Genomic DNA, 19,952 nt, shown 5'->3' on the forward strand with positions numbered 1-19,952 from the left:
GACAGAGGACCAGATCCACGTAGGGCCGCGCTGTGCCGAACCTGTGGTTACCTGTGGGTCAACTTCCCTCGTGCGGGGCCCGATCCCCGCTGTACACCGCACCGATCGCAGCCGCCGCCCCGGCCAGTTCCGCCCGCGCCTGCGGCGGCGAGAGCACCTCCACCGCGTCCACGAAGGCCAGCAGCGTGCGGGCCTCGCGGACGACGCCGTACGACAGGTGCGCGAGGACCCACTCGCTCTCGCCGTCGTCCTCCGGGAGCGCCGTGAGGGAGGCCGCGTTGAGCCTGAGGAACATGTCGAGGCGGGCACGCCGTACCCGAACTGTGACATCGAGACCCCCCGGCCGCTCATCGACCTGGCGCCGCAACACCTCCCAGACGTCACCCAGTTCGACGCCCGGGCGCCGCTTCACGGGATCACCCATGAGCGTCGCCGAGCGCACCCGGTCGGCCCGGAACAGCCGCGGCTGCCCCCGCCGGTCGGCCACGAGGTACCAGACGCCCGCCTTGGACACGAGCCCGTACGGGTCGACGGTGTAGGTGCTGGGCTCGGTGTGCCCGCCGTGCCGGTAGCTGAGCCGCAGCCTGCGGTCGGCGAAGACCGCGTCCTGGAGCACCTCCAGGTCCACGGCCCGCTGGGGGCCGCCCTTCCAGCGCGTCGCGTCGACGAGGATCCGGCGGCTGGCCACCTCGGCGGCCGGACGGTGCGGCGCCGGCAGCGCAGCCATCACCTTGCGCAGCGCGGACCCGAGTGCCGCGTCCAGGCCGAGCGCGGCGTGCGCGCCCTGCGCGGCCAGGATGAACAGCGCGCGGGACTCGTCGGCGGTCAGTCCCGTGACGTCCGTACGGAATCCGGCGAGCAGTTCGATGCCGCCGTGCCGCCCGCGCTCGGCGTACACCGGGACGCCGGAGGCCGAAAGGGCCTCGATGTCGCGGTAGATGGTGCGCACCGACACCTCTAGCCGGTCGGCGAGTTCGTGTGCGGGGACGCGGCCGCGGGTCTGCAGCAGCAGAAGGATCGAGAGCAGGCGGTCGGACTTCACACGCACCAGGATCGCGCACCGCGGATCACGGCCGCCGATGCCCGCCGGAGCTCGCCCGAAGCCCGCCCGAAGCCCGCCGTAAATGCTGACGGAAACTGTCAGGTTATCCAGCGAACCTGAGGCGCAACGGCACGACGGCACGACAGCGCAACGCCGACACCCGACACCGACACCGACACCGACACCGACACCGACACACCTACGCCGATAGAGGTCCGCCATGAACATCGACCCCCGCCCCCTCTACTCCCGCGCCACCGAGCAGATCGCCGCTCTGGTCAAGACGGTTCGCCCGGAGCAGCTCGCCGGTCCCACCCCGTGCGCCGAGTTCGACGTACGGACCCTGCTGTCGCACATCGCGGGCGGTACCCGCCGGATCGCGGTGGTCGGCGCGGGCGGCGACGGAATGGCCGTACGACCGTTCCTCGACGGCGTCGAGGACGACCGCTGGAGCGCGGCGTACGACGAGGTCAGGACGGAGGTCCAGAAGTCCTGGGCGGACGACGCGCGCCTGGACGCCCTCGTCACCGTGCCGTGGGGCGAGGCCCCCGGACGTATCGCCCTGTCGGGCTATGTGATGGAGGCCGTCACCCACACGTGGGACCTCTCCGAGTCCCTCGGACGGCCGCTGGCACTCGATCCGGAGCTGGCAGAGTTCGCGCTCGGGATCGCCCGGCGTGTGCTGCCGGACGAGCGGCGCGACGACGACGAGGAGCTGCCGTTCGACTCGGCGGTGCCGGCCCCCGAAGGGGCCGACGCCTACGGACTGCTCGCGGCCTACCTGGGCCGGCGACCGCTCAGCTGAGCCGGACCCGGGCGAGCTGCCGGGACTGCGCGACCAGCCGGTCCGCGCTGTCCCACACCTCGGCGTCCTCCTCCAGGAAGCCGCCGGCGAGGTTGCGGGTGGTGATCGACACCCGCAGCGGGCCCGGCGCCGGACGGCAGCGCACATGGACCGTCAGTTCGACCGTCGGTACCCAGCCGGAGATGCCGAGCTCGAAGGCGGTGGGCGGCAGCGCGTCCACCGCGAGGAGCAGCGAGAGGGGGTCGGGGTCACGGCCGTCGGCGAGCCCGAACCAGGAGCGCATCTCGCCCTTCCCGGACGGCGCCCCCAAGGCCCAGCCGAGGGTCGCGGGGTCGAGCTTGAGCATCAGCCGCTCGGTGATGGCGGAGCTGCCGTCGACGGGCGCCGGTCCGTCCTCCGGCCCGAAGCAGTGCTCCATGGGCGGGATCGCGGGCGGTGTCGCCGTGGTGCGGACGTCGTCGGGCAGGGCGTCGAGATCGCCGTACGAGGCGAGCACGCGGATCCGTTCGACCTCGCGGCCCTCGCCGTCGAACTGGAAGAGCGAGGCCTGCCCGGTCGAAAGGGTCCGTCCCGTCCGGACGACGTCCGTTCGGACCACTGCCGGACCGGGCTGCGACGCGGTCAGATAGTGGGCGGAGACGGTGAACGGGTCGCTGTGCGGCAGGGCGTCGGCGAGGGCGCGGCCCAGGACGGCGAGCAGATAGCCGCCGTTGACGGCGCTGATGATGGTCCATCCGGCGGACAGGTCGATGTCGTAGACGCCGGGTTCGCGCAGGGTGACCGCGGTGTCGCGGTCGAACTCGCTGTCACCGATCGCGGCGCGCGCGGCCTGTGCGGTAGCTGCTTCTGACATGCCTGAACGGTACAACAGGTAATTACTAAGCGGTAGCTTTTCCTGTTTCGGGCGTGTGAACCCCGTCACCCGGGAGTGAGGTTTCGGCAATTTCTTGGTAAGTGTCCGAACTCTTCCGTGAACCAACGGCATCGGATCCCCCTCTCCAAGGACATAGAACCCGATGCAGCTGCAGACCGTTGATCCAGCCCGTCACAGGAAGAGCCGCACACACCGTGAGCCTCACCGGAACGCCGTTCCTCCTCACCGCCATCATCCTGGTCGCGGTCGCCCTGATCCTTCCCCTCGTACTGTGGTCGCGCATTCCGGGCCCCAGGGTGGTGCGCAGCGTGGCCCGGATGGTGATGCTGCTGTTCGCCCAGGGCACCGCGGTCACCCTCGTCTTCGTGCTCGTGAACAACTCCAACAGCCTGTACGACAACTGGGCCGACCTGCTCGGCACGGGCAACCACGTGCGGGCGGCCGCCAACCTCGGCCGTGACGGCACCGGCGGTATCTCGCTGCGCCAGCTCCCCAAGGTCCGCCAGACGTTCTCGCAGGCCGACGGCCCCGGTATGTCCCAGGCGGGCGGGGTGAAGGTCACGCAGCTGCACGGCCAGGTGTCGGGTGTGGACGCGGAGGTCTACGTCTGGCTGCCGCCGCAGTACAACGAGCCCGCCTACCGCAACCGGAAGTTCCCCGTCGTGGAGCTGCTGCCCGGCTATCCGGGCTCGGCGAAGGCGTGGTTCGGTTCGCTGAAGGTGCATGAGCAGTTGCTGCCGCTGATGCGCGACGGGCAGGTCGCGCCGTTCATCCTGGTGGCGCCGCGCACGAATCTGCTGGCCAAGACCGACACCGGCTGCGCGAACGTGCCCGGCAAGGTGAACGCCGACACCTGGCTCAGCATCGACGTGCCGAAGATGGTGGTGGACAACTTCCGGGCGAAGTCCGCGCCGGACGGCTGGGGCGTGGCCGGCTACTCGGCGGGGGCGCACTGCGCGGCCAAGCTCGCGGTCGCCCACCCCGACCGCTACCGGGCCGCGGTGAGCATGTCCGGGTACAACGACCCGATCGGCGAACGCAACTCGCTCGCGGCGCGGAGCCTGACGCTGCGCCGGGAGAACAATCCCTACCTGCTGCTCAAGGCCTACCGCACGCCGCCCCGCATCTCCCTCTACATCTCCGGCGAGGCTCATGACGGCTACGAGGCCGGCGCGGCGCTCCAGTCGATCGCGAAGGCTCCGACGAGCGTGCAGGTGGTGCTGCTGCCGCGGAGTGCGGGCGGCCACAACATGGCCCTGTGGCGGCCGCAGATCCCGGAGACCTTCCGTTGGCTGACCCTGCAGATCGGGCCGGGGGCCCACGCTAAGGAGTCTCCGACTCCATCGCCGTCGACCGGCGGTGCCAAGCACGCGGCGCTCGCCAGTGGTACCGCATCGCGAGCAACCGCAGGACGAAAGCGGTGACAGCGGCGAGCCCGCTGGTGACCGGGGACAGCGCGTCGTAGCGGATGCACAGGACCACCATCGTGGCGCCGACGATCGCTGGGACCGCGTACAGATCGCGGTCCCAGCGCAGCAGTGAGGGCACCTCGTTGGCGAGGACGTCGCGCAGCACACCGCCGCCGACCGCGGTGGCGAGGCCCAGGGCCGCGGACGGGGTCAGGCCGAGGCCGTACTCGTACGCCTTCGTGGTGCCCGCGACGCAGAACAGGCCGAGTCCGGCCGCGTCGAAGACGTTCACCGCGACCTGGATGCGCTCCACCTCGGGGTGGAGGAAGAACACCAGCAGGGCGGCGAGCAGCGGGGTGCTGAAGTAGCCGAGGTCGGTGAACGCGGCCGGGGGTACGGCCCCGATGACCATGTCGCGGAACAGCCCCCCGCCCAGTGCGGTGACCTCGGCGAGGACGGCGATGCCGAAGACGTCGAAGTTCTTGCGGACGGCCAGCAGGGCGCCGGAGATCGCGAAGACGAAGATCCCCACGAGGTCGAGCACATGCTGGACGGAGGGGGTGAACAGTTCCTGGAGCACCCGGACATTCTCACCTGTCGCGGGGCTTGCACCTTACAAAGAAAGGCCTACAGGGCTGGTTTCCCTGTGGTGAACAGCCAGGTCTGGAAAAGGTCGTCGAGCTGTCGTCCCGAGATCCTCTCGGCGAGGTGGATGAAGTCGGCGGTGTCGGCGTTGCCGTACTTGTGGAGCTTCGTCCAGGCGGGCAGCAGTTTGAAGAACGCGGTGTCGCCGATGCGCTCACGCAGCATCTGGAGGGTCATCGCGCCGCGCTGGTAGACCGCCGAGGCGAACATGGTGTCGCGCTGCGGGTCGGCGACGACGGTCCCCCAGAAGGCGGAGTCCGCGGGCCGCGCGTTGTACCCGGCGAGGAAGGAGTCGTGCGCCGAGCGGATCCCCTTGTGCTCGGACCACAGCCACTGGGCGTAGGTCGCGAAGCCCTCGTTCAGCCAGATGTCCTTCCAGCGCTCCACCGACACGGAGTCGCCGAACCACTGGTGGGCCAGCTCGTGCACGATGGTCGACTCCGAGCGCACGGCGGAGTACGCGGGCTTCGACTGCACCTCCAGCGAGAACCCCGCCTCCGGCATGTCGTCGACGATCGCGCCGGTCTCCTCGAAGGGGTAGGGCCCGAAGACCTGCGACCAGTAGTCGGTGGCCTCGGCCGTCACGGCATACACGTCGACGCTGTTGCTGCCCGCGAGCACCGGGTCGATGGCCACGTAGATCGGCGTCCCGGCCGGGGTCGTCCCCGTCTTCACGTCGAACTTCCCGATGGTCGCGGTCGCGAGGTAGGTCGCCATCGGCCTGCTCTCGCGCCAGTGCGCGACCGTGCTGTCGCCCTCGTCGTACGTCGATATCAGCCGCCCGTTGGAGACGCCCGTCAGCCCCTTGGGTGCCTTGATCCGGATGTCGTAGGTGGCCTTGTCGGAGGGGTGGTCGCTGGAGGGGAACCAGGTGGAGGCGGCGTTGGGCTCACAGGCGACGAAGACTCCGTCGGCGGTCTTCATCCACCCGTAGTCGGAGCCGAAGACGATGGGCCCGTTGAGGGCTTCGGGGACGCCGCCGTAGGTGACGGTGACGGTGAAGGTCCTGCCCTTGCGGATCGCCCCGTGCGGGGTGATGTGGATCTCGTCGCCGTCGCGGGTGAAGTCGGCGCGTCTGCCGTTCACTTCGATGCGCGTGACCTCCAGTCTCTGGAGGTCGAGGTCGAAGGAGGAGAGGGACTGGGTGGCGCGGGCCGTGAGCGTCGTACGGCCGTCCAGGCGGTCGGTGTCCGGGTTGTACGCCACGTTCAGGTCGTAGTGGCGGGCGTCGAAGCCGCCGTTGCCGAGCTGGGGGAAGTAGGAGTCGCCGATGCCGTCGGCGCCCGGGGTCGGGGCGGAGGAGGCGGCGATGACGAGGAAGGAGGCCGCCGCGGTCGCGAGGGCCCCTAAACGTGCCGAACGGGAGAGTGCCATGAGCGTCCCTTTCGTACGTGTTCCGATCGTTCCCGATCAGTTGGACACGCGAGACTCTGCACTCTTCCGTTCGGGCATGTTCATGACTTTGCCCAATCGTCATGGCCTACCCGCCAGTTGACTCCTGACGATCGACTTCCGCTCCCGCCGGACGAGCGGAAACAGTCCGCCATTTGACCACACGAAGACCCTGGCATTCCCGAGTCTTTACCGCCCGGAGCGGCAGGCTCAATTGTTGCTCAACTCCACAGAATGTGATTGACCGGTCTCGGTCAACTTCATACGCTCATTCCAGCTTGACGGGCTCCGCCGAAACGGAGGCCGGACCACTTGCATGGGGGAAATTCATGCGTAAGAGAACCAAGCTGGCCACACTCGTCGTCGCCGGAGTAATGCCGCTCGTCGCGGGTGCGGCGCCGGCCTCGGCGGTCGTCACTCCGAAAAGGTCGTGCCCGGTCGATTACGGGGTCCTGATCACCTCGCACTCGTCCTATCGGATTCCCGCCTCGGGGGCGTACTTCAAGGACGGTCCGGGCGGCACCATCACCGCCTCCGTCACCAGGGCATCCACCATCACGTACAGCCTCTCCGCCTCCCTGGAGGTGAGCGCGAGCTACCTCTTCGCCTCGGCGAAGGCCTCGGTGAGCGGCAGCATCACCAAGTCCGTGGCGGTCACGACCGGCCACACGTACTCGCACAACATCCACTCCAACAAGTACGGGAATCTGCAGTACGGTTCCAACGGCTTCAAGGTCGGATGGGAATCGAACCGCACGAACCCGAACTGTTCGGTGACGACGCTCGCGAGGGGTACGGCCAAACTTCCGGCGACTTCGGTCGGCTGGCACTACTGGGAAACCAGTTCCTGATAATTCTTCAAAACAAATGCCCCGGTAACCATTTCTCTGGTTACCGGGGCATAAGTTTCGGTGAATTCACACCGCCCTGATCACTTCTGGCTGTCGGTTCCCGACTCCTCCGACGAGTCCGACTCGTCGACGGCGACCGTTTCGGAGGGCTCCTCGGCGGCGGCTTCCTCGGTGGCAGCCTCCTCGGTGGTGGCGGCCTCCTCGGCAGGTTCGGTGGTCGTCTCCGCGGCGGGCTCCGGAGTCTCCTCCGTGGATTCCAGTTCCGCGGCCACCGCAGCCGACGTCTCCGCCGACTCCGCCAGCACCTCGTCGGCCACGAGCGCCGCGGCCTCCTTGGCGGCGGACAGCAGCACCGTGTCCTGCGGGGCCTGGTCCTCGAAGTTCTCCGGGTGGTGGCAGGCGACCTGCTGGCCGGGCTTCAGCTCCAGGAGCGGCGGCTCGGTCGTCTTGCAGATCTCCGTGGCCTTCCAGCACCGCGTGTGGAAGCGGCAGCCGCTCGGCGGATCGATCGGCGAGGGCACGTCGCCCGTGAGCAGGATGCGGTCGCTCTTCGCGTTCCGGCGCTTGGGGTCCGGGATCGGCACCGCTGACATCAGCGCCTTGGTGTACGGGTGCATCGGCGCCTTGTAGAGCAAGTCGCGGTCGGCGAGCTCCACGATCTTGCCGAGGTACATCACCGCGATCCGGTCCGAAACGTGCCGGACCACCGACAGGTCGTGCGCGATGATCACGTACGTCAGGCCGAGCTCCTGCTGCAGATCGTCGAGAAGGTTGACGACCTGCGCCTGGATCGACACGTCGAGCGCCGAGACCGGCTCGTCCGCCACGACCAGCTTCGGGTTGAGCGCGAGCGCGCGGGCGATGCCGATGCGCTGGCGCTGACCGCCGGAGAACTCGTGCGGATAGCGGTTGTAGTGCTCGGGGTTGAGGCCGACGACCGACAGCAGTCGCTGGACCTCCTTCTTGATGCCGCCCTCGGGAGTGACGCCCTGCAGCTTGAACGGGGCACTGATGATCGTGCCGATCGTGTGCCGGGGGTTCAGCGACGAGTACGGGTCCTGGAAGATCATCTGGACGTCACGGCGCATCGGGCGCATACCGCTCACACCGAGGTGCGTGATGTCCTTGCCCTCGAACTCGACCTTGCCCGCGGTCGGTTCGAGCAGCCGTGTGATCAGCCGGCCCATCGTGGACTTGCCACAGCCGGACTCGCCCACGACACCCAGGGTCTCCCCCGAGCGCACCTCGAAGTCGAGGCCGTCGACGGCGCGCACGGCACCGACCTGACGCTGCAGCAGGCCCTTGCGGATGGGGAAGTGCTTCTGCAGTCCGGTCACCTTCAGCAGGACGTCACCGGGAGCGGCGTCCTTGGTGAGGGTGGCGCCGCCTTCGTCCTGTGCCTGTGCGGGAATGGTCACTTCCGCGTCCTTGGCTTTCTCGCTCACAGCTTCGGCGCAATCTCTTCGGTCCAGATGCGTTCCCGCTGCTCCTGGGTCATGTGGCAGGCGGCCCAGTGCCGTCCGCCGACCTCGGTCAGCTCGGGGCGGACCGTGCGGGTCACGTTGTCCTTGGGAACGTCCGCGTACGGGCAGCGCGGGTTGAAGGCGCAGCCGGACGGGATGTTGATCAGCGAGGGCGGGGAGCCCTTGACGGGGATGAGGCGCTCGGTCTGCTCACGGTCCAGGCGCGGCATCGAGCCGAGCAGCCCCCAGGTGTAGGGGTGCCGGGGCTCGTAGAACACCTTCTCGGCCGGACCGCGCTCGATGCAACGGCCGCCGTACATCACCAGGATGTCGTCGGAGAGCTCCGCGACGACGCCCAGGTCGTGGGTGATGATGATGACCGCGGAGCCGAACTCCTTCTGCAGGTCCCGGATCAGGTCGAGGATCTGCGCCTGGACGGTCACGTCCAGGGCGGTCGTCGGCTCGTCCGCGATGAGCAGTTCGGGGTTGTTGACCAGCGACATCGCGATCATCGCGCGCTGGCGCATACCGCCGGAGAACTCGTGCGGGTAGCTGTCGACGCGCTTGTCCGGCTGCGGGATGCCCACCCGGTCGAGCATCTCGACCGCGCGGCGCTTCGCCGTCTTCTTGTCCACGTTGTTGTGGATGCGGTACGCCTCCACGATCTGCTGACCGATCGTGTAGTACGGGTGCAGCGCGGACAGCGGGTCCTGGAAGATCATCGCCATCTCACGGCCACGCAGCTTGCGTACGTAGTCCGGGTCGGCGGACAGCAGTTCGGTGCCGTTCAGCCAGATCTCGCCGGAGATCTGCGCCTTGCGCTTGCCGTACTGGCCGGCCGTGTGCAGGCCCATGATGCCGAGCGAGGTCACCGACTTGCCGGAGCCGGACTCGCCCACGATCCCGAGGGTCTTGCCCTTCTCCAGCTGGAAGCTGAGCCCGTCGACGGACTTGACCAGACCGTCGTCGGTCGGGAAGTGCACCTTCAGGTCGCGTACTTCGAGGAAGGCGGAGGGCGCGGGCGAGTCCTTGACGGGCTCGGCCACCGCTCCGCTCTTGCTGAGTTCGGTCATGACAGCCTCACTCGGGGGTCGATCACGGCGTACAGGACGTCCACCACGAGGTTGGCAATCAGCACCGCGAGAGAAGTGATCAGGGTGACGCCGAGGATGATGGGCAGGTCCTGGTTCCGGATGGCGTCGAGCACCGCGCGGCCGAGGCCGGGCAGGTTGAACGTCGACTCCGTCAGGATGGCGCCGCCGATGAGGGCGCCGAGGTCCATGCCCAGCATGGTGAGGATGGGGGTCATCGTGGAGCGCATGGCGTGCTTGCCGATGACGACCTGCTCCTTGAGCCCCTTGGCGCGTGCCGTGCGGATGTAGTCCTCGCCGAGGATCTCCAGCATGGTGGCGCGGGTGATCCGGGCATACATCGCCGCGTAGAGGAACGCGAGGGTGATCCAGGGCAGGATCATGCCGCCGAACCAGCCGCTGATGCTCTGGTCGAAGGGCACGTACTGCGCGTTGATCCATTTCAGGCCGAAGGCGAAGATCGCCAGGCTGAGCAGACCGGTGAAGTAGATGGGGAGGGAGACACCCGCCAGGGCGACGACCATCGCGCCACGGTCCCAGATGCTGCCCCGCTTGAGCGCGGAGAGCACACCGGCCGCGACACCGAAGACCAGCCACAGCACGGCGGCACCGAGAGCGAGCCCCAGGGTTACCGGGAAGCGGTCGGTGAGCACCGGCCAGACGGCCTGCTCGCTGCGGAAGGAGTAGCCGAAGCACGGCGCCGCGCAGTGCGTGACGTCGCCACCGCCCGAGTAGGTGCGACCGGCGAAGATGCCCTTGAAGAACTCCCAGACCTGGGAGTAGATCGGGTCGCTCAGGCCCAGCTTCTGCCGTACGGCCTCGACGGCTGCCGGGTCGGCCTGCTTGCCCACGAAGCTCGAGGCGATGTCGACGCCCGCCCACTTGGGGACGAGGAAGAAGATGCCGAAGACCACCATGACGATGACCACGAGCATCACTGCGGCGGCGAACAGCCGCCTGATGAGGTAAGCGAGCACAGCTTACGGCCCGCCGCGGGGCCGCGGGCCACCGGAGGTCATCCGATGGCCCACGGCCACGCCGCGCCGGCCTTCACCTGCCTTTCGTGCCGTACGGCGGGTGTGCCGGGATTACTTTGCGGACTTCAGACCGAGGTTCACGAAGTCGTACGTACCGCTGTAGTTGTCCGTCGTGTAGACGTTCGCGAGGTTGTCGCCGCGCCAGTTGATGAACTTCTCGAAGGTGAAGGGCAGGTAGTACGCGCCCTCCATGACCTTGTGGTTGATCTCGGTCGAGAGCTTGGTCTTGCCCGCGTCGTCCAGCGTGGTGACGTACTGGTCGAACAGACCGTCGATGGTCTTGTCGTTGATCAGGGCGAAGTTGTTGTTACCGCTCGGTGCGATGTACTTGCTGTCCCACAGCGGCAGACCGAAGCCCTGGACGGTCGGGAAGTCCGGACCCCAGCCCATGATGATGATGCCGTAGCCCTTCTTCTTCACGTTCGAGGGGCTGCCGATGATGCCGGTGGTCTGCGAACCGTCGTACTGGTCGATCTGCGCGGTGATGCCGATCTTCTTCAGCGACGCCTGCAGCGACTGGGCCGTGGCGACCTCGACCGGCTTGTTGTTGCGCACCGCGATGGTGGTGGAGAAGCCGTTCGGCTTGCCGCACGCCTTCAGCGCCGCCTTGGCCTTCTCGACGTTGCCGTTCTTGTCGGCACCGGAGATGGCGTACGGGTCGTACTTCTGGCCCTCGGCGCCCGGGACGGACGGCGGGAGCATGTTGGTGCCGATGTCACCACCGGCGATCGGGCCACCGCGCGCGGTCTGCAGCGAGACGTGGTCCGCGCCGAGGATCACGGCCTTGCGGCACTCGACGTTGTCGAACGGCTTCACGCTCTGCGGGAAGGCCGCGTACCGGATGTAACCCGAAGTCGGGTTGTCCAGGTTGGCCTTGTGCTCCTTCAGGGCGGTGGTGCGGCCCTGCGGGGACATGCCGGTCTGGTTGATGTCCAGGTCCAGGTCACCGTTGAGCAGGCGCTGGTCCAGCTGGTTGGCGTCCGAGTAGAACTGGACGGTGATCTTGTCCGGGTACGCCTTGCGGATCGGGTCCGAGGACTGCTTCCAGTTCGTGTTGCGCGCCAGCGTCAGGCTCTTGCCCGGGCTGTACGAGTCGAACTTGTACGGGCCGGAGGAGAACGGCTTCAGGCCGTACTTGGACTTGGTGTCCATGTCCTGGCGGACCGGGGAGGCCGAGACCAGACCCAGCACCTCCTGGAAGTCCGAGTTGGCCTTGGGGAGGTGGAAGACGATCGTCTTGTCGTCCGGCGTGGTGATGGCCTTCAGGCCGAGCTTGTCCTTGGACGTGTCCTTGTAGGGACCCTTGTACTCGCCCTTGGGGTCCAGGAAGTCCTTGAGGTACGTCGGACCGCCGGACAGCACGTCCTGCGCCCACACGCGCTCGATGCCGTACTTCACGTCCTTGGACGTGATCGCCTTGCCGTCCTCCCACGTGACGCCGTCACGCAGGGTGTACGTGTACGTCTTGCCGTCGTCCGTGACCTTCGCGAGACCCGTGGCGAGGTCCGGGGTGAGCTCGGCGCCGGCCTTGCCCGGCTCCGTCTTGCCCGTGACCAGCTGGCGGCTGTAGTAGCGCGCGAAGTCCCACATGAAGCCGTAGTAGCCACGCGTGGTGTCCCACGAGTCGGCGTCCTGGGCACCACCGAACCGCAGCGTGCCGCCCTTCTTGACCAGGGAGGCCTGGGCGACCTTGTTGTTGGCGGCGTCGAAGCCGGCGGCGCCGGTCTTCGAACCGTTGTTGTCGTCGCTGCCTCCGCCGCCGCACGCCGCCGTGGTCAGCAGTGCGGCGACCGCAGCAGCGGCGGCAAGCGCCTGCTTACGCCGCCCTGAGGTGCGTTGGGTAGTCACGATCTCGGATCCTCCGGATTTGATGAGAGACCCCGTGTTGGTGCCACGGGACGCTTGGGGTGTGGCAGTTCAGCGGGAGGCCTTCGGGTCCAGCGCGTCCCGCACGCCGTCGCCGAAGAGGTTGAAGGCAAGGACGGTGATGAAGATCGCCACACCAGGGACCACCATGTACATGGGGTCGGACTCGTAGTAGTCGATCGCGCTCGACAGCATCTGTCCCCAGGACGACGTGGGCGGCTTGACGCCCACACCCAGGAAGCTGAGTGCCGCCTCGGTGAGGATGTTCGTGGGGATCATCATCGTCGTGTAGACGATGATCGGTGCGACCAGGTTGGGCAGCAGTTCCTTGAACAGGATGTAGAAGCGCCCGGCGCCCAGCGATCGCGCGGCCTCGACGTACTCGCGCTCACGCATCGAGAGCGTCTGGCCGCGCACCACGCGTCCGATGTAGGGCCAGCCGAAGAAGCCGATGACCAGGATCATCACGAACACGCGCACGTTGGAGCCGGACAGGCCCAGCATGTCGTTCGGCATCACCGAGACCAGGGCGATCGTGAACAGGAGTTGCGGGAAGGCCAGCAGGCCGTCCATCACGCGGCTGATGAGCGAGTCCACCCAGCCTCCGAAGAAGCCCGCCAGGATGCCGAGCACGGTGCCGAGGACGACCGCGACGACGGCGGAGAGGAAGCCCACCAGGAGCGAGACGCGGGCACCGTAGAGGATGCGGGCGAGGATGTCGCGGCCGTTGACGGGCTCGACGCCCAGCAGGTGGTCGCCGCTGATGCCGCCCAACGACCCCGTGGGAGTGCCGAACAGAGGATCGATCAGCTTCTCGTTGAAGGTGTCCGGGTCCTGACCGAGCAGGTGGGTGATCACTGGCGCGAGCAGGGCGACCACGATGAGGACGAGCACGACGATGCCGCCGGTCAGGGCGAGCTTGTCCCTCTTCAGCCGCTCCCAGGCGATCCGGCCCAGGGAACGTCCCTGCACGACCTTCTCGCCGGCGGCGGCAGCCGCCGCTTCTTCGGCCGCACTCGGGGCCGCTTCCGCGGTCGGCTCGTGCAATGGTGCCGTCATCTGGCAGGGACCCCTCTCAACCGGCGGTAGCCGGCCCACACGTGCCGCTTGTAGCGGCGTGATCAGTCCGTCGTACACAGGGGCTAAACCCCCTGGAGCGGGAGTCTTCAACGCCTCGGCGATCTGTAGCCAGACTTGAAGGTGAATGGATGCGTAAACGTGATGCTGTCAGGGGGGTTCCGTTATCCGGACGTCGGGTAACGGGGGTCGGACACGGGGCAGTTGGGACGCCGGGGGTGAATACGGGCATTACCCGGACGATCCCTTGTCATCTACGCGCGAAGAAATGCACAGCCGCGGTGAAGGACCCGTGCCGATCCTTCACGGTTCGCCGGTCGGCGGATCAGTATCCGCCGGGTGCCGGTGGATAGCCGTACCCACCCGCCATCGGAGCCTGGGCGGGGGCCGCGTGGGCCTCGCGGTCGTAGAACGGCCGCGCGTTGGCGCGCAGCCACATCGCCACCGGGTCGTACTCGTCCGACATCGCGACGGTCGACACGGGCAGCCCGTCCGGAACCGCGCCGATGGACTGCTGCATCATCGCCCGCACCGAGTCGACGGCGGGCGGCGAGGTGTCGTAGACGTCGAGCCCGATGGCCAGATACGGCGCCCCGAGCGCCGGCTGCACCCAGGCGCGGCGCAGCGAGCGCACGGCGGTGGTGCGATGTGCGTTCTGGGTGAGCAGGGCGTAGAACTGCGGGATCTCGATGCCGGGTTCGGACAGGCTCAGCGGACCGGCGGGCTGGCGCTCCAGACCCGCCGCGATTCTGCGCAGATCCAGCCATGGGATGCCGACCCCGCCGCCCGGGGCGTGCGGATTGAGCCAGAGCCCGAAGTGGTCGGGGTAGAGGGTGCGGGCCACGTCGAGGCCGTCGACGACCTCGTACGACCGGTTCCAGCCGCTGGCCGAGAGTTCCTGGGCGGAGGTGACGCACGGCGCGTAGCCGAAGCCGTCCACCTCCATGTTCCCGTACTGGGCGTCCGGGGAGCCGCCCTGGCCGTGCCAGAGCAGCATCCACACCTGGCCGGACGACGGGGTCGCGAGCGCGCGAAGGAGCGCCTCGTAGGCGTCGTAACGCCCGGGCGTCACCTGGCGCAGCATGTGCTCGACCTGACCGGCCGCGGCCGTGCCCGACGCGCTCACCTTCAACCGCCCCTTCGCGAAGAAATCATGACGTCGACCAACACCTCGGCCGAACCCCGGCCGAGCCATGAAACCAGCTTAAGCGGCGAATGCGCTCCGCTGGGGGAGCCGTTGGGAGCTCGGGGCCCGTTGTGGTCTGGAGGCTGCGGGTTGATCGTGGCTGGGCGCGCCCACGCGGCGGAGCCGCACAATGGTCACAGCCTCGCACCCCTTTCGGGGCGCTTCTACTGGCCTTGCTGATAAAAGGGCCGTACCTGGGCTCGCATCCAGTCGCCCACCGGGTCCTGGGCGACGTCGAGGAGGACCAGGTTCACCGGCCACTTGACCGCGACGCGGGAGAGGGCCCGGGAGAGGGCGTCCATGGGGAGGGCACGGAGGTCTCCCTCCCACACGGAGAGTTCGACCCCGACGAACATGACCGGGTCGTCGCCCTCGATGCTGGCCAGACAGCGGCGGGCGGTCCGTACGACTCCCGTCGCCGCGAACTCGGCCGAGGCGGCGGCGAAGAAGTCCACCGGATCGTCCTGCCAGTCGGGCTCGTAGAGTTTCACCCGGCCACCGCTCGTGGGCCCGTCCAGCGGGGTGCGCCCGGCCCGGCACAGCTCGGCGACCGCGAGGGGCGGCAGCGGCACACCGACCACCCCGTCCGGGTTGATCGCGATGCCGACCTGCGGAGGCAGCCCGCGGGCGAACTCGACCGCGGGCGCGATCGTGTACGACAGATGGCTGCCGGCGACCTGGCGGAACTGCTCCTCGGAGCTGAAGACCGGCACGTACGCCTGGCCGTCGATCTCCAGGGTGGGCAGGTCGAGGGATCCCGCGTGCGGTCCGCCGCCGTTGGGCAGCGGCACCCAGACGAAGCTGCGGCCGAGGACCTCGACGATGCGGCCGCCGGCCGAGGGCACTCCGAGGGACGCGGAGAGCACCTCCTCCAGTTCGTTGCCCGGCCAGCCGCCGTGCGAGTGGGGGTGTGAGCCGGGTTGCGGGTACGCCGGTGCCGAGAAGTCCGGGAAGTCGGGGATGTCCATCTGTCTACCTGTCTACCGCCTGCGGTGAACCACTGTTCTGGTGTTCTGGCTGGAAAGATTAGTGGGCCTGTACGACTTCCCGACCGCTCTCGGTCACTCTCGGCTGCTCGCGGCCACTCCCGTCTGTTTCTCAGTCACCGAAGCCGATCCTCCGCAGTACGTCCGCCGCGTCCCGGTCGAGGAGCACCGCCGAGCCGCAGCCCTCCGGCAGGTCGCCCCGCTCGACGGAGCGCAGCAGCCGGGCGACCGCGCCCCGGTGCCGGGCGAACGCGTACCGCGAGACGCCCCGGCCACGCTCGCGCTGGCCCTCCAGCGCCGTGCCGGGCGTGACGTCGAGCAGCAGCAGATGGAGGGTGCCGCCGCGCCGCTGGCCCTCGCGGGCGAGCCAGCGGCGCACCCAGGCCTGCGTACCGCAGTCGTGCACGACGACCCCGGCGCCGGAGCGCAGGGCGCGGCGCAGGCCCGCGTAGTGCGCGAGGCGGACCAGGGGCCGGTAGACGGCGTACGGCAGCCGGCCGGCCGCCCGCTCGTCCCAGCGGTCCCTGGTGTCCTGGGAGTCGATGCGCGCACCCTCGACGGCGCGGCGCATCAGGGTCGACTTGCCGCTGCCCGGCAACCCGGTGACCACGACGACGTCGGCCGCTCCGAAGTACAGACCGTGCGGAGAGTGTCCCGCGCGCGCTCTGAGGTCGCGGACGACGGCCGACGGCAGCGCGCCGCACGCCTCCCGGGTCCTGGCCGGGGCGCCGGGCTGCTCGGGCAGCGCGAGGCCCGAGGTCGTGGCGTACGCCGTGGTCCTGTTCACCGTGATCGTCCTCCCCTTGGGTGTGGAGTCCCATCCCCGTCGAGTGTAAAGAGAAGGTAATGCGCGGTGTCTCTCGTTTCCGTACGCGGACTGCCACAGGCCGGTTACAGATGCGGACTGCCGTGATCGGACGGCGCGTGCGATGATGTGCCCGCCAACTGCATACCGGCCGTTTGAATCCGCGCGGGAGAGTTCCGGGAACCTTCGGGTACCCGGGCGCCGAAGGAGCAAGTCCCTCCCTTGAATCTCTCAGGCCCCGTTACCGCGCGGGCGAGGCACATCTGAAAAGCGGGCCGCTCTCCAGTGGCTCCACCCAAGGTGCAAGTCAGGACCTCCGTTCGCGGGGTCGTGATGAACCTCTCAGGTTCCGATGACAGATGGGGAGGAACGACCTCGCCGTCATGCCTTGGGAGCCCCACCGATGAGCAGTAACGCACCCCGTCTCACCGCGCTCGATGCCCTGCATCGCTCGCTCGGCGCGACGATGACCGACTTCGCGGGCTGGGACATGCCCCTGCGCTACGGCTCCGAACGCGACGAGCACCTCGCCGTACGCACCCGGGCCGGCCTCTTCGACCTGTCGCACATGGGCGAGATCACGGTCACCGGGCCGGGGGCCGCCACCCTGCTGAACCACGCGCTGGTCGGCAACATCGCCTCCGTCGGCGTCGGCCGCGCCCGCTACACGATGATCTGCCGGGAGGACGGCGGCATCCTGGACGACCTGATCGTCTACCGGCTGGCCGAGAACGAGTACATGGTCGTCGCGAACGCCTCCAACGCCCAGGTGGTGCTGGACGCGCTGACCGAGCGTGCCGCCGGCTTCGACGCCCTCGTGCGCGACGACCGGGACGCGTACGCGCTGATCGCCGTGCAGGGCCCGGAGTCCCCCGGCATCCTCAAGTCGCTGACCGACGCCGACCTGGACGGGCTGAAGTACTACGCGGGCCTGCCGGGCACCGTCGCGGGCGTCCCGGCGCTGATCGCCCGCACGGGCTACACGGGCGAGGACGGCTTCGAGCTGTTCGTGGCCCCGTCCGACGCCGAGAAGCTGTGGCAGGCGCTGACGGACGCGGGCGCGCCCGTCGGGCTCGTCCCCTGCGGCCTGTCCTGCCGCGACACGCTGCGCCTGGAGGCGGGCATGCCGCTGTACGGGCATGAGCTGACCACCTCGCTCACCCCCTTCGACGCGGGGCTCGGGCGGGTCGTGAAGTTCGAGAAGGAGGGGGACTTCGTGGGGCGTGCCGCGCTCCAGGAGGCCGCCTCCCGCGCCGAGGAGAACCCCCCGCGGGTGCTCGTCGGGCTTGTCGCCGAGGGCCGTCGCGTACCCCGCGCCGGGTTCTCGGTCGTCGCCGACGGCAAGGTGATCGGCGAGGTCACCTCCGGCGCGCCTTCCCCGACGCTGGGCAAGCCGATCGCGATGGCGTACGTCGACGCCGCGCACGCCGCGCCGGGCACGGCCGGGGTCGGCGTGGACATCAGGGGCAGCCATGAGCCGTACGAGGTCGTGGCGCTGCCGTTCTACAAGCGCCAGAAGTAGCTTCGGGGCCGAAAGGGCCCCGTTCAGCGCGCCCACATGACGCACGCCGCTGTGTCACGTCTCGTATCCCAGGACCACTCGGTCATCCCGTTCATCCGCACTCCCCCGCGTACAGGAGAATTCAGGCCATGAGCAACCCCCAGCAGCTGCGCTACAGCAAGGAGCACGAGTGGCTGTCGGTCGCCGAGGACGGCGTATCGACGGTCGGCATCACCGAGTTCGCGGCCAACGCGCTCGGCGATGTCGTCTACGCCCAGCTTCCGGAGGTCGGTGACACGGTGACCGCGGGCGAGACCTGCGGCGAACTGGAGTCGACCAAGTCCGTCAGCGACCTGTACGCGCCGGTCACCGGCGAGGTCGTGGAGGCCAACCAGGACGTGGTGGACGACCCGTCGCTGGTGAACTCCGCCCCCTTCGAGGGTGGCTGGCTGTTCAAGGTACGCATCGCGGAGGAGCCGGGCGACCTGCTCTCCGCGGACGAGTACACCGAGTTCTCCGGCTCTTAAGGACTTCTGACTGATGTCGCTTCTGAACACGCCCCTGCACGAGCTGGACCCGGACGTCGCCGCCGCCGTCGACGCCGAGCTGCACCGCCAGCAGTCCACCCTGGAGATGATCTCCTCGGAGAACTTCGCTCCGGTCGCGGTCATGGAGGCCCAGGGCTCGGTCCTGACCAACAAGTACGCCGAGGGCTACCCGGGCCGCCGCTACTACGGCGGCTGCGAGCACGTCGACGTGGTCGAGCAGATCGCCATCGACCGCGTCAAGGCGCTCTTCGGCGCCGAGCACGCGAACGTACAGCCCCACTCGGGCGCCCAGGCCAACGCGGCGGCGATGTTCGCGCTGCTGAAGCCGGGCGACACGATCATGGGTCTGAACCTCGCGCACGGCGGGCACCTGACCCACGGCATGAAGATCAACTTCTCCGGCAAGCTGTACAACGTGGTCGCGTACCACGTGAACGACGAGACCGGTCAGGTCGACATGGACGAGGTCGAGCGCCTCGCCAAGGAGTCCAGGCCGCAGCTGATCGTGGCGGGCTGGTCGGCGTACCCGCGTCAGCTGGACTTCGCCGCGTTCCGTCGGATCGCGGACGAGGTCGGCGCGTACCTGATGGTCGACATGGCGCACTTCGCGGGCCTCGTGGCCGCGGGCCTGCACCCCAACCCGGTGCCGCACGCCCACGTGGTCACCACCACGACCCACAAGACGCTGGGCGGCCCGCGCGGTGGCGTGATCCTGTCCACCGCCGAGCTGGCCAAGAAGATCAACTCCGCGGTCTTCCCCGGCCAGCAGGGCGGTCCGCTGGAGCATGTGATCGCTGCGAAGGCCGTCTCCTTCAAGGTCGCCGCCTCCGACGACTTCAAGGAGCGCCAGCAGCGCACGCTGGACGGCGCGCGGATCCTGGCCGAGCGCCTGGTCCAGGACGACGTCAAGGCCGTGGGCGTGGACGTCCTGTCCGGCGGCACGGACGTGCACCTGGTCCTGGTCGACCTGCGCAACTCCGAGCTGGACGGCCAGCAGGCCGAGGACCGTCTCCACGAGGTCGGCATCACGGTCAACCGGAACGCGATCCCGAATGACCCGCGGCCCCCGATGGTGACCTCGGGCCTGCGCATCGGTACGCCCGCCCTCGCCACCCGCGGCTTCCAGGCCGAGGACTTCACCGAGGTCGCGGACATCATCGCCGAGGCGCTGAAGCCCTCCTACGACACGCAGTCCCTGAAGACCCGCGTGTCCGCCCTGGCCGACAAGCACCCGCTGTACCCCGGCCTGAAGTAGTCCCGAAGCAGTACAGAACCAGTTCCTGCGAAAGTTCACTTTCGTACAGAAATTCGCATGGAACGTACGATTCACCAGGACGCCGCGCACACTGGAACCGGAGCTGTGCGCGGCGCCCG

The 19,952-nt window shown here is 68.6% G+C and carries 18 protein-coding genes and 1 riboswitch; of the genes, 6 read left to right on the forward strand and 12 right to left on the reverse strand.

Annotation, left to right across the window (positions count from 1 at the left end; all coding sequences use genetic code 11):
* Positions 1 to 58: 58 nt before the first annotated feature.
* Positions 59 to 1,042, reverse strand: a complete 984-nt coding sequence (locus ACFVWD_RS07085; RefSeq protein ID WP_389594329.1) for a helix-turn-helix transcriptional regulator — start codon at positions 1,040 to 1,042, stop codon at positions 59 to 61.
* Between the two features lie 220 nt (positions 1,043 to 1,262).
* Between ACFVWD_RS07085 and ACFVWD_RS07090 the strand changes: the two genes are divergently transcribed.
* Positions 1,263 to 1,847, forward strand: a complete 585-nt coding sequence (locus tag ACFVWD_RS07090; RefSeq protein ID WP_389594330.1) for a TIGR03086 family metal-binding protein — start codon at positions 1,263 to 1,265, stop codon at positions 1,845 to 1,847.
* On the opposite strand, the gene ACFVWD_RS07095 is transcribed toward ACFVWD_RS07090, so the two are convergent.
* Positions 1,840 to 2,700 (reverse strand): thioesterase family protein, encoded by an 861-nt coding sequence (locus ACFVWD_RS07095; protein WP_389594331.1) that lies wholly within the window; start codon positions 2,698 to 2,700, stop codon positions 1,840 to 1,842. The two genes, ACFVWD_RS07090 and ACFVWD_RS07095, sit on opposite strands and share 8 nt — an antisense overlap.
* Before the next feature lie 215 nt (positions 2,701 to 2,915).
* Between ACFVWD_RS07095 and ACFVWD_RS07100 the strand changes: the two genes are divergently transcribed.
* The gene (locus ACFVWD_RS07100) at positions 2,916 to 4,145 is read left to right on the forward strand and encodes an alpha/beta hydrolase (RefSeq protein WP_389594332.1); all 1,230 of its coding nucleotides are present in this window, start codon (positions 2,916 to 2,918) and stop codon (positions 4,143 to 4,145) included.
* On the opposite strand, the gene ACFVWD_RS07105 is transcribed toward ACFVWD_RS07100, so the two are convergent.
* Entirely contained in the window at positions 4,045 to 4,710 is a 666-nt protein-coding gene (locus ACFVWD_RS07105) for a trimeric intracellular cation channel family protein (protein ID WP_389594333.1), read from the reverse strand. The two genes, ACFVWD_RS07100 and ACFVWD_RS07105, sit on opposite strands and share 101 nt — an antisense overlap.
* A 47-nt stretch (positions 4,711 to 4,757) precedes the next feature.
* A complete protein-coding gene (locus tag ACFVWD_RS07110) occupies positions 4,758 to 6,149 on the reverse strand; it encodes a M1 family metallopeptidase (RefSeq protein WP_389594334.1) in 1,392 nt (463 codons plus the stop codon).
* Between the two features lie 347 nt (positions 6,150 to 6,496).
* On the opposite strand from ACFVWD_RS07110, the gene ACFVWD_RS07115 reads away from it, so the two are divergent.
* Positions 6,497 to 7,018, forward strand: coding sequence for a hypothetical protein (locus ACFVWD_RS07115; RefSeq protein WP_385379461.1), 522 nt, complete (start codon positions 6,497 to 6,499; stop codon positions 7,016 to 7,018).
* An 80-nt stretch (positions 7,019 to 7,098) separates the two neighbouring features.
* Here the strand turns inward: ACFVWD_RS07115 and ACFVWD_RS07120 are convergent, their stop codons facing one another.
* From ACFVWD_RS07120 to ACFVWD_RS07155, 8 genes are all read right to left on the reverse strand, one after another.
* Complete coding sequence (locus ACFVWD_RS07120; protein WP_389594335.1) at positions 7,099 to 8,436, reverse strand: ABC transporter ATP-binding protein; 1,338 nt, start codon at positions 8,434 to 8,436, stop codon at positions 7,099 to 7,101.
* Between the two features lie 23 nt (positions 8,437 to 8,459).
* Positions 8,460 to 9,554: an ABC transporter ATP-binding protein gene (locus ACFVWD_RS07125; protein WP_382190356.1), complete on the reverse strand. Its 1,095-nt coding sequence runs from the start codon at positions 9,552 to 9,554 to the stop codon at positions 8,460 to 8,462.
* A complete protein-coding gene (locus ACFVWD_RS07130) occupies positions 9,551 to 10,549 on the reverse strand; it encodes an ABC transporter permease (RefSeq protein ID WP_075031574.1) in 999 nt (332 codons plus the stop codon). Before ACFVWD_RS07130 ends, ACFVWD_RS07125 begins: the two co-directional genes overlap by 4 nt.
* A 111-nt stretch (positions 10,550 to 10,660) precedes the next feature.
* Complete coding sequence (locus ACFVWD_RS07135) at positions 10,661 to 12,457, reverse strand: ABC transporter substrate-binding protein (protein ID WP_389594336.1); 1,797 nt, start codon at positions 12,455 to 12,457, stop codon at positions 10,661 to 10,663.
* A gap of 69 nt (positions 12,458 to 12,526) precedes the next feature.
* On the reverse strand, positions 12,527 to 13,534 hold the full coding sequence (locus ACFVWD_RS07140; protein WP_217568368.1) for an ABC transporter permease: 1,008 nt from the start codon (positions 13,532 to 13,534) through the stop codon (positions 12,527 to 12,529).
* Between the two features lie 343 nt (positions 13,535 to 13,877).
* A complete protein-coding gene (locus tag ACFVWD_RS07145) occupies positions 13,878 to 14,678 on the reverse strand; it encodes an enhanced serine sensitivity protein SseB C-terminal domain-containing protein (protein ID WP_168511382.1) in 801 nt (266 codons plus the stop codon).
* Between the two features lie 224 nt (positions 14,679 to 14,902).
* Entirely contained in the window at positions 14,903 to 15,706 is an 804-nt protein-coding gene (locus ACFVWD_RS07150; RefSeq protein WP_389594337.1) for an enhanced serine sensitivity protein SseB, read from the reverse strand.
* Positions 15,707 to 15,836: 130 nt separating this feature from the next.
* A complete protein-coding gene (locus ACFVWD_RS07155; protein WP_389594373.1) occupies positions 15,837 to 16,517 on the reverse strand; it encodes an AAA family ATPase in 681 nt (226 codons plus the stop codon).
* Positions 16,518 to 16,685: 168 nt separating this feature from the next.
* Positions 16,686 to 16,786, forward strand: a riboswitch (glycine riboswitch).
* A 146-nt stretch (positions 16,787 to 16,932) separates the two neighbouring features.
* Between ACFVWD_RS07155 and gcvT the strand changes: the two genes are divergently transcribed.
* From gcvT to glyA, 3 genes are all read left to right on the forward strand, one after another.
* Complete coding sequence (gene gcvT / locus ACFVWD_RS07160; protein ID WP_389594338.1) at positions 16,933 to 18,051, forward strand: glycine cleavage system aminomethyltransferase GcvT; 1,119 nt, start codon at positions 16,933 to 16,935, stop codon at positions 18,049 to 18,051.
* 128 nt (positions 18,052 to 18,179) lie between these two features.
* The gene (gcvH, locus tag ACFVWD_RS07165) at positions 18,180 to 18,557 is read left to right on the forward strand and encodes a glycine cleavage system protein GcvH (RefSeq protein WP_168495743.1); all 378 of its coding nucleotides are present in this window, start codon (positions 18,180 to 18,182) and stop codon (positions 18,555 to 18,557) included.
* Positions 18,558 to 18,570: 13 nt separating this feature from the next.
* Positions 18,571 to 19,833: a serine hydroxymethyltransferase gene (gene glyA / locus ACFVWD_RS07170; RefSeq protein ID WP_389594339.1), complete on the forward strand. Its 1,263-nt coding sequence runs from the start codon at positions 18,571 to 18,573 to the stop codon at positions 19,831 to 19,833.
* Positions 19,834 to 19,952 lie beyond the last annotated feature (119 nt).

The organism is Streptomyces sp. NPDC058086 (assembly GCF_042885015.1).
Lineage (GTDB): Bacteria > Actinomycetota > Actinomycetes > Streptomycetales > Streptomycetaceae > Streptomyces.

Coding starts and splice junctions, on each gene's coding strand:
- gcvH (WP_168495743.1), top strand. CDS start 18,180: ATGAGCAACCCCCAGCAGCTGCGCTACAGCAAGGAGCACGAGTGGCTG.
- ACFVWD_RS07095 (WP_389594331.1), bottom strand. CDS start 2,700: ATGTCAGAAGCAGCTACCGCACAGGCCGCGCGCGCCGCGATCGGTGAC.
- ACFVWD_RS07125 (WP_382190356.1), bottom strand. CDS start 9,554: ATGACCGAACTCAGCAAGAGCGGAGCGGTGGCCGAGCCCGTCAAGGAC.
- ACFVWD_RS07090 (WP_389594330.1), top strand. CDS start 1,263: ATGAACATCGACCCCCGCCCCCTCTACTCCCGCGCCACCGAGCAGATC.
- ACFVWD_RS07140 (WP_217568368.1), bottom strand. CDS start 13,534: ATGACGGCACCATTGCACGAGCCGACCGCGGAAGCGGCCCCGAGTGCG.
- gcvT (WP_389594338.1), top strand. CDS start 16,933: ATGAGCAGTAACGCACCCCGTCTCACCGCGCTCGATGCCCTGCATCGC.
- glyA (WP_389594339.1), top strand. CDS start 18,571: ATGTCGCTTCTGAACACGCCCCTGCACGAGCTGGACCCGGACGTCGCC.
- ACFVWD_RS07150 (WP_389594337.1), bottom strand. CDS start 15,706: ATGGACATCCCCGACTTCCCGGACTTCTCGGCACCGGCGTACCCGCAA.
- ACFVWD_RS07115 (WP_385379461.1), top strand. CDS start 6,497: ATGCGTAAGAGAACCAAGCTGGCCACACTCGTCGTCGCCGGAGTAATG.
- ACFVWD_RS07110 (WP_389594334.1), bottom strand. CDS start 6,149: ATGGCACTCTCCCGTTCGGCACGTTTAGGGGCCCTCGCGACCGCGGCG.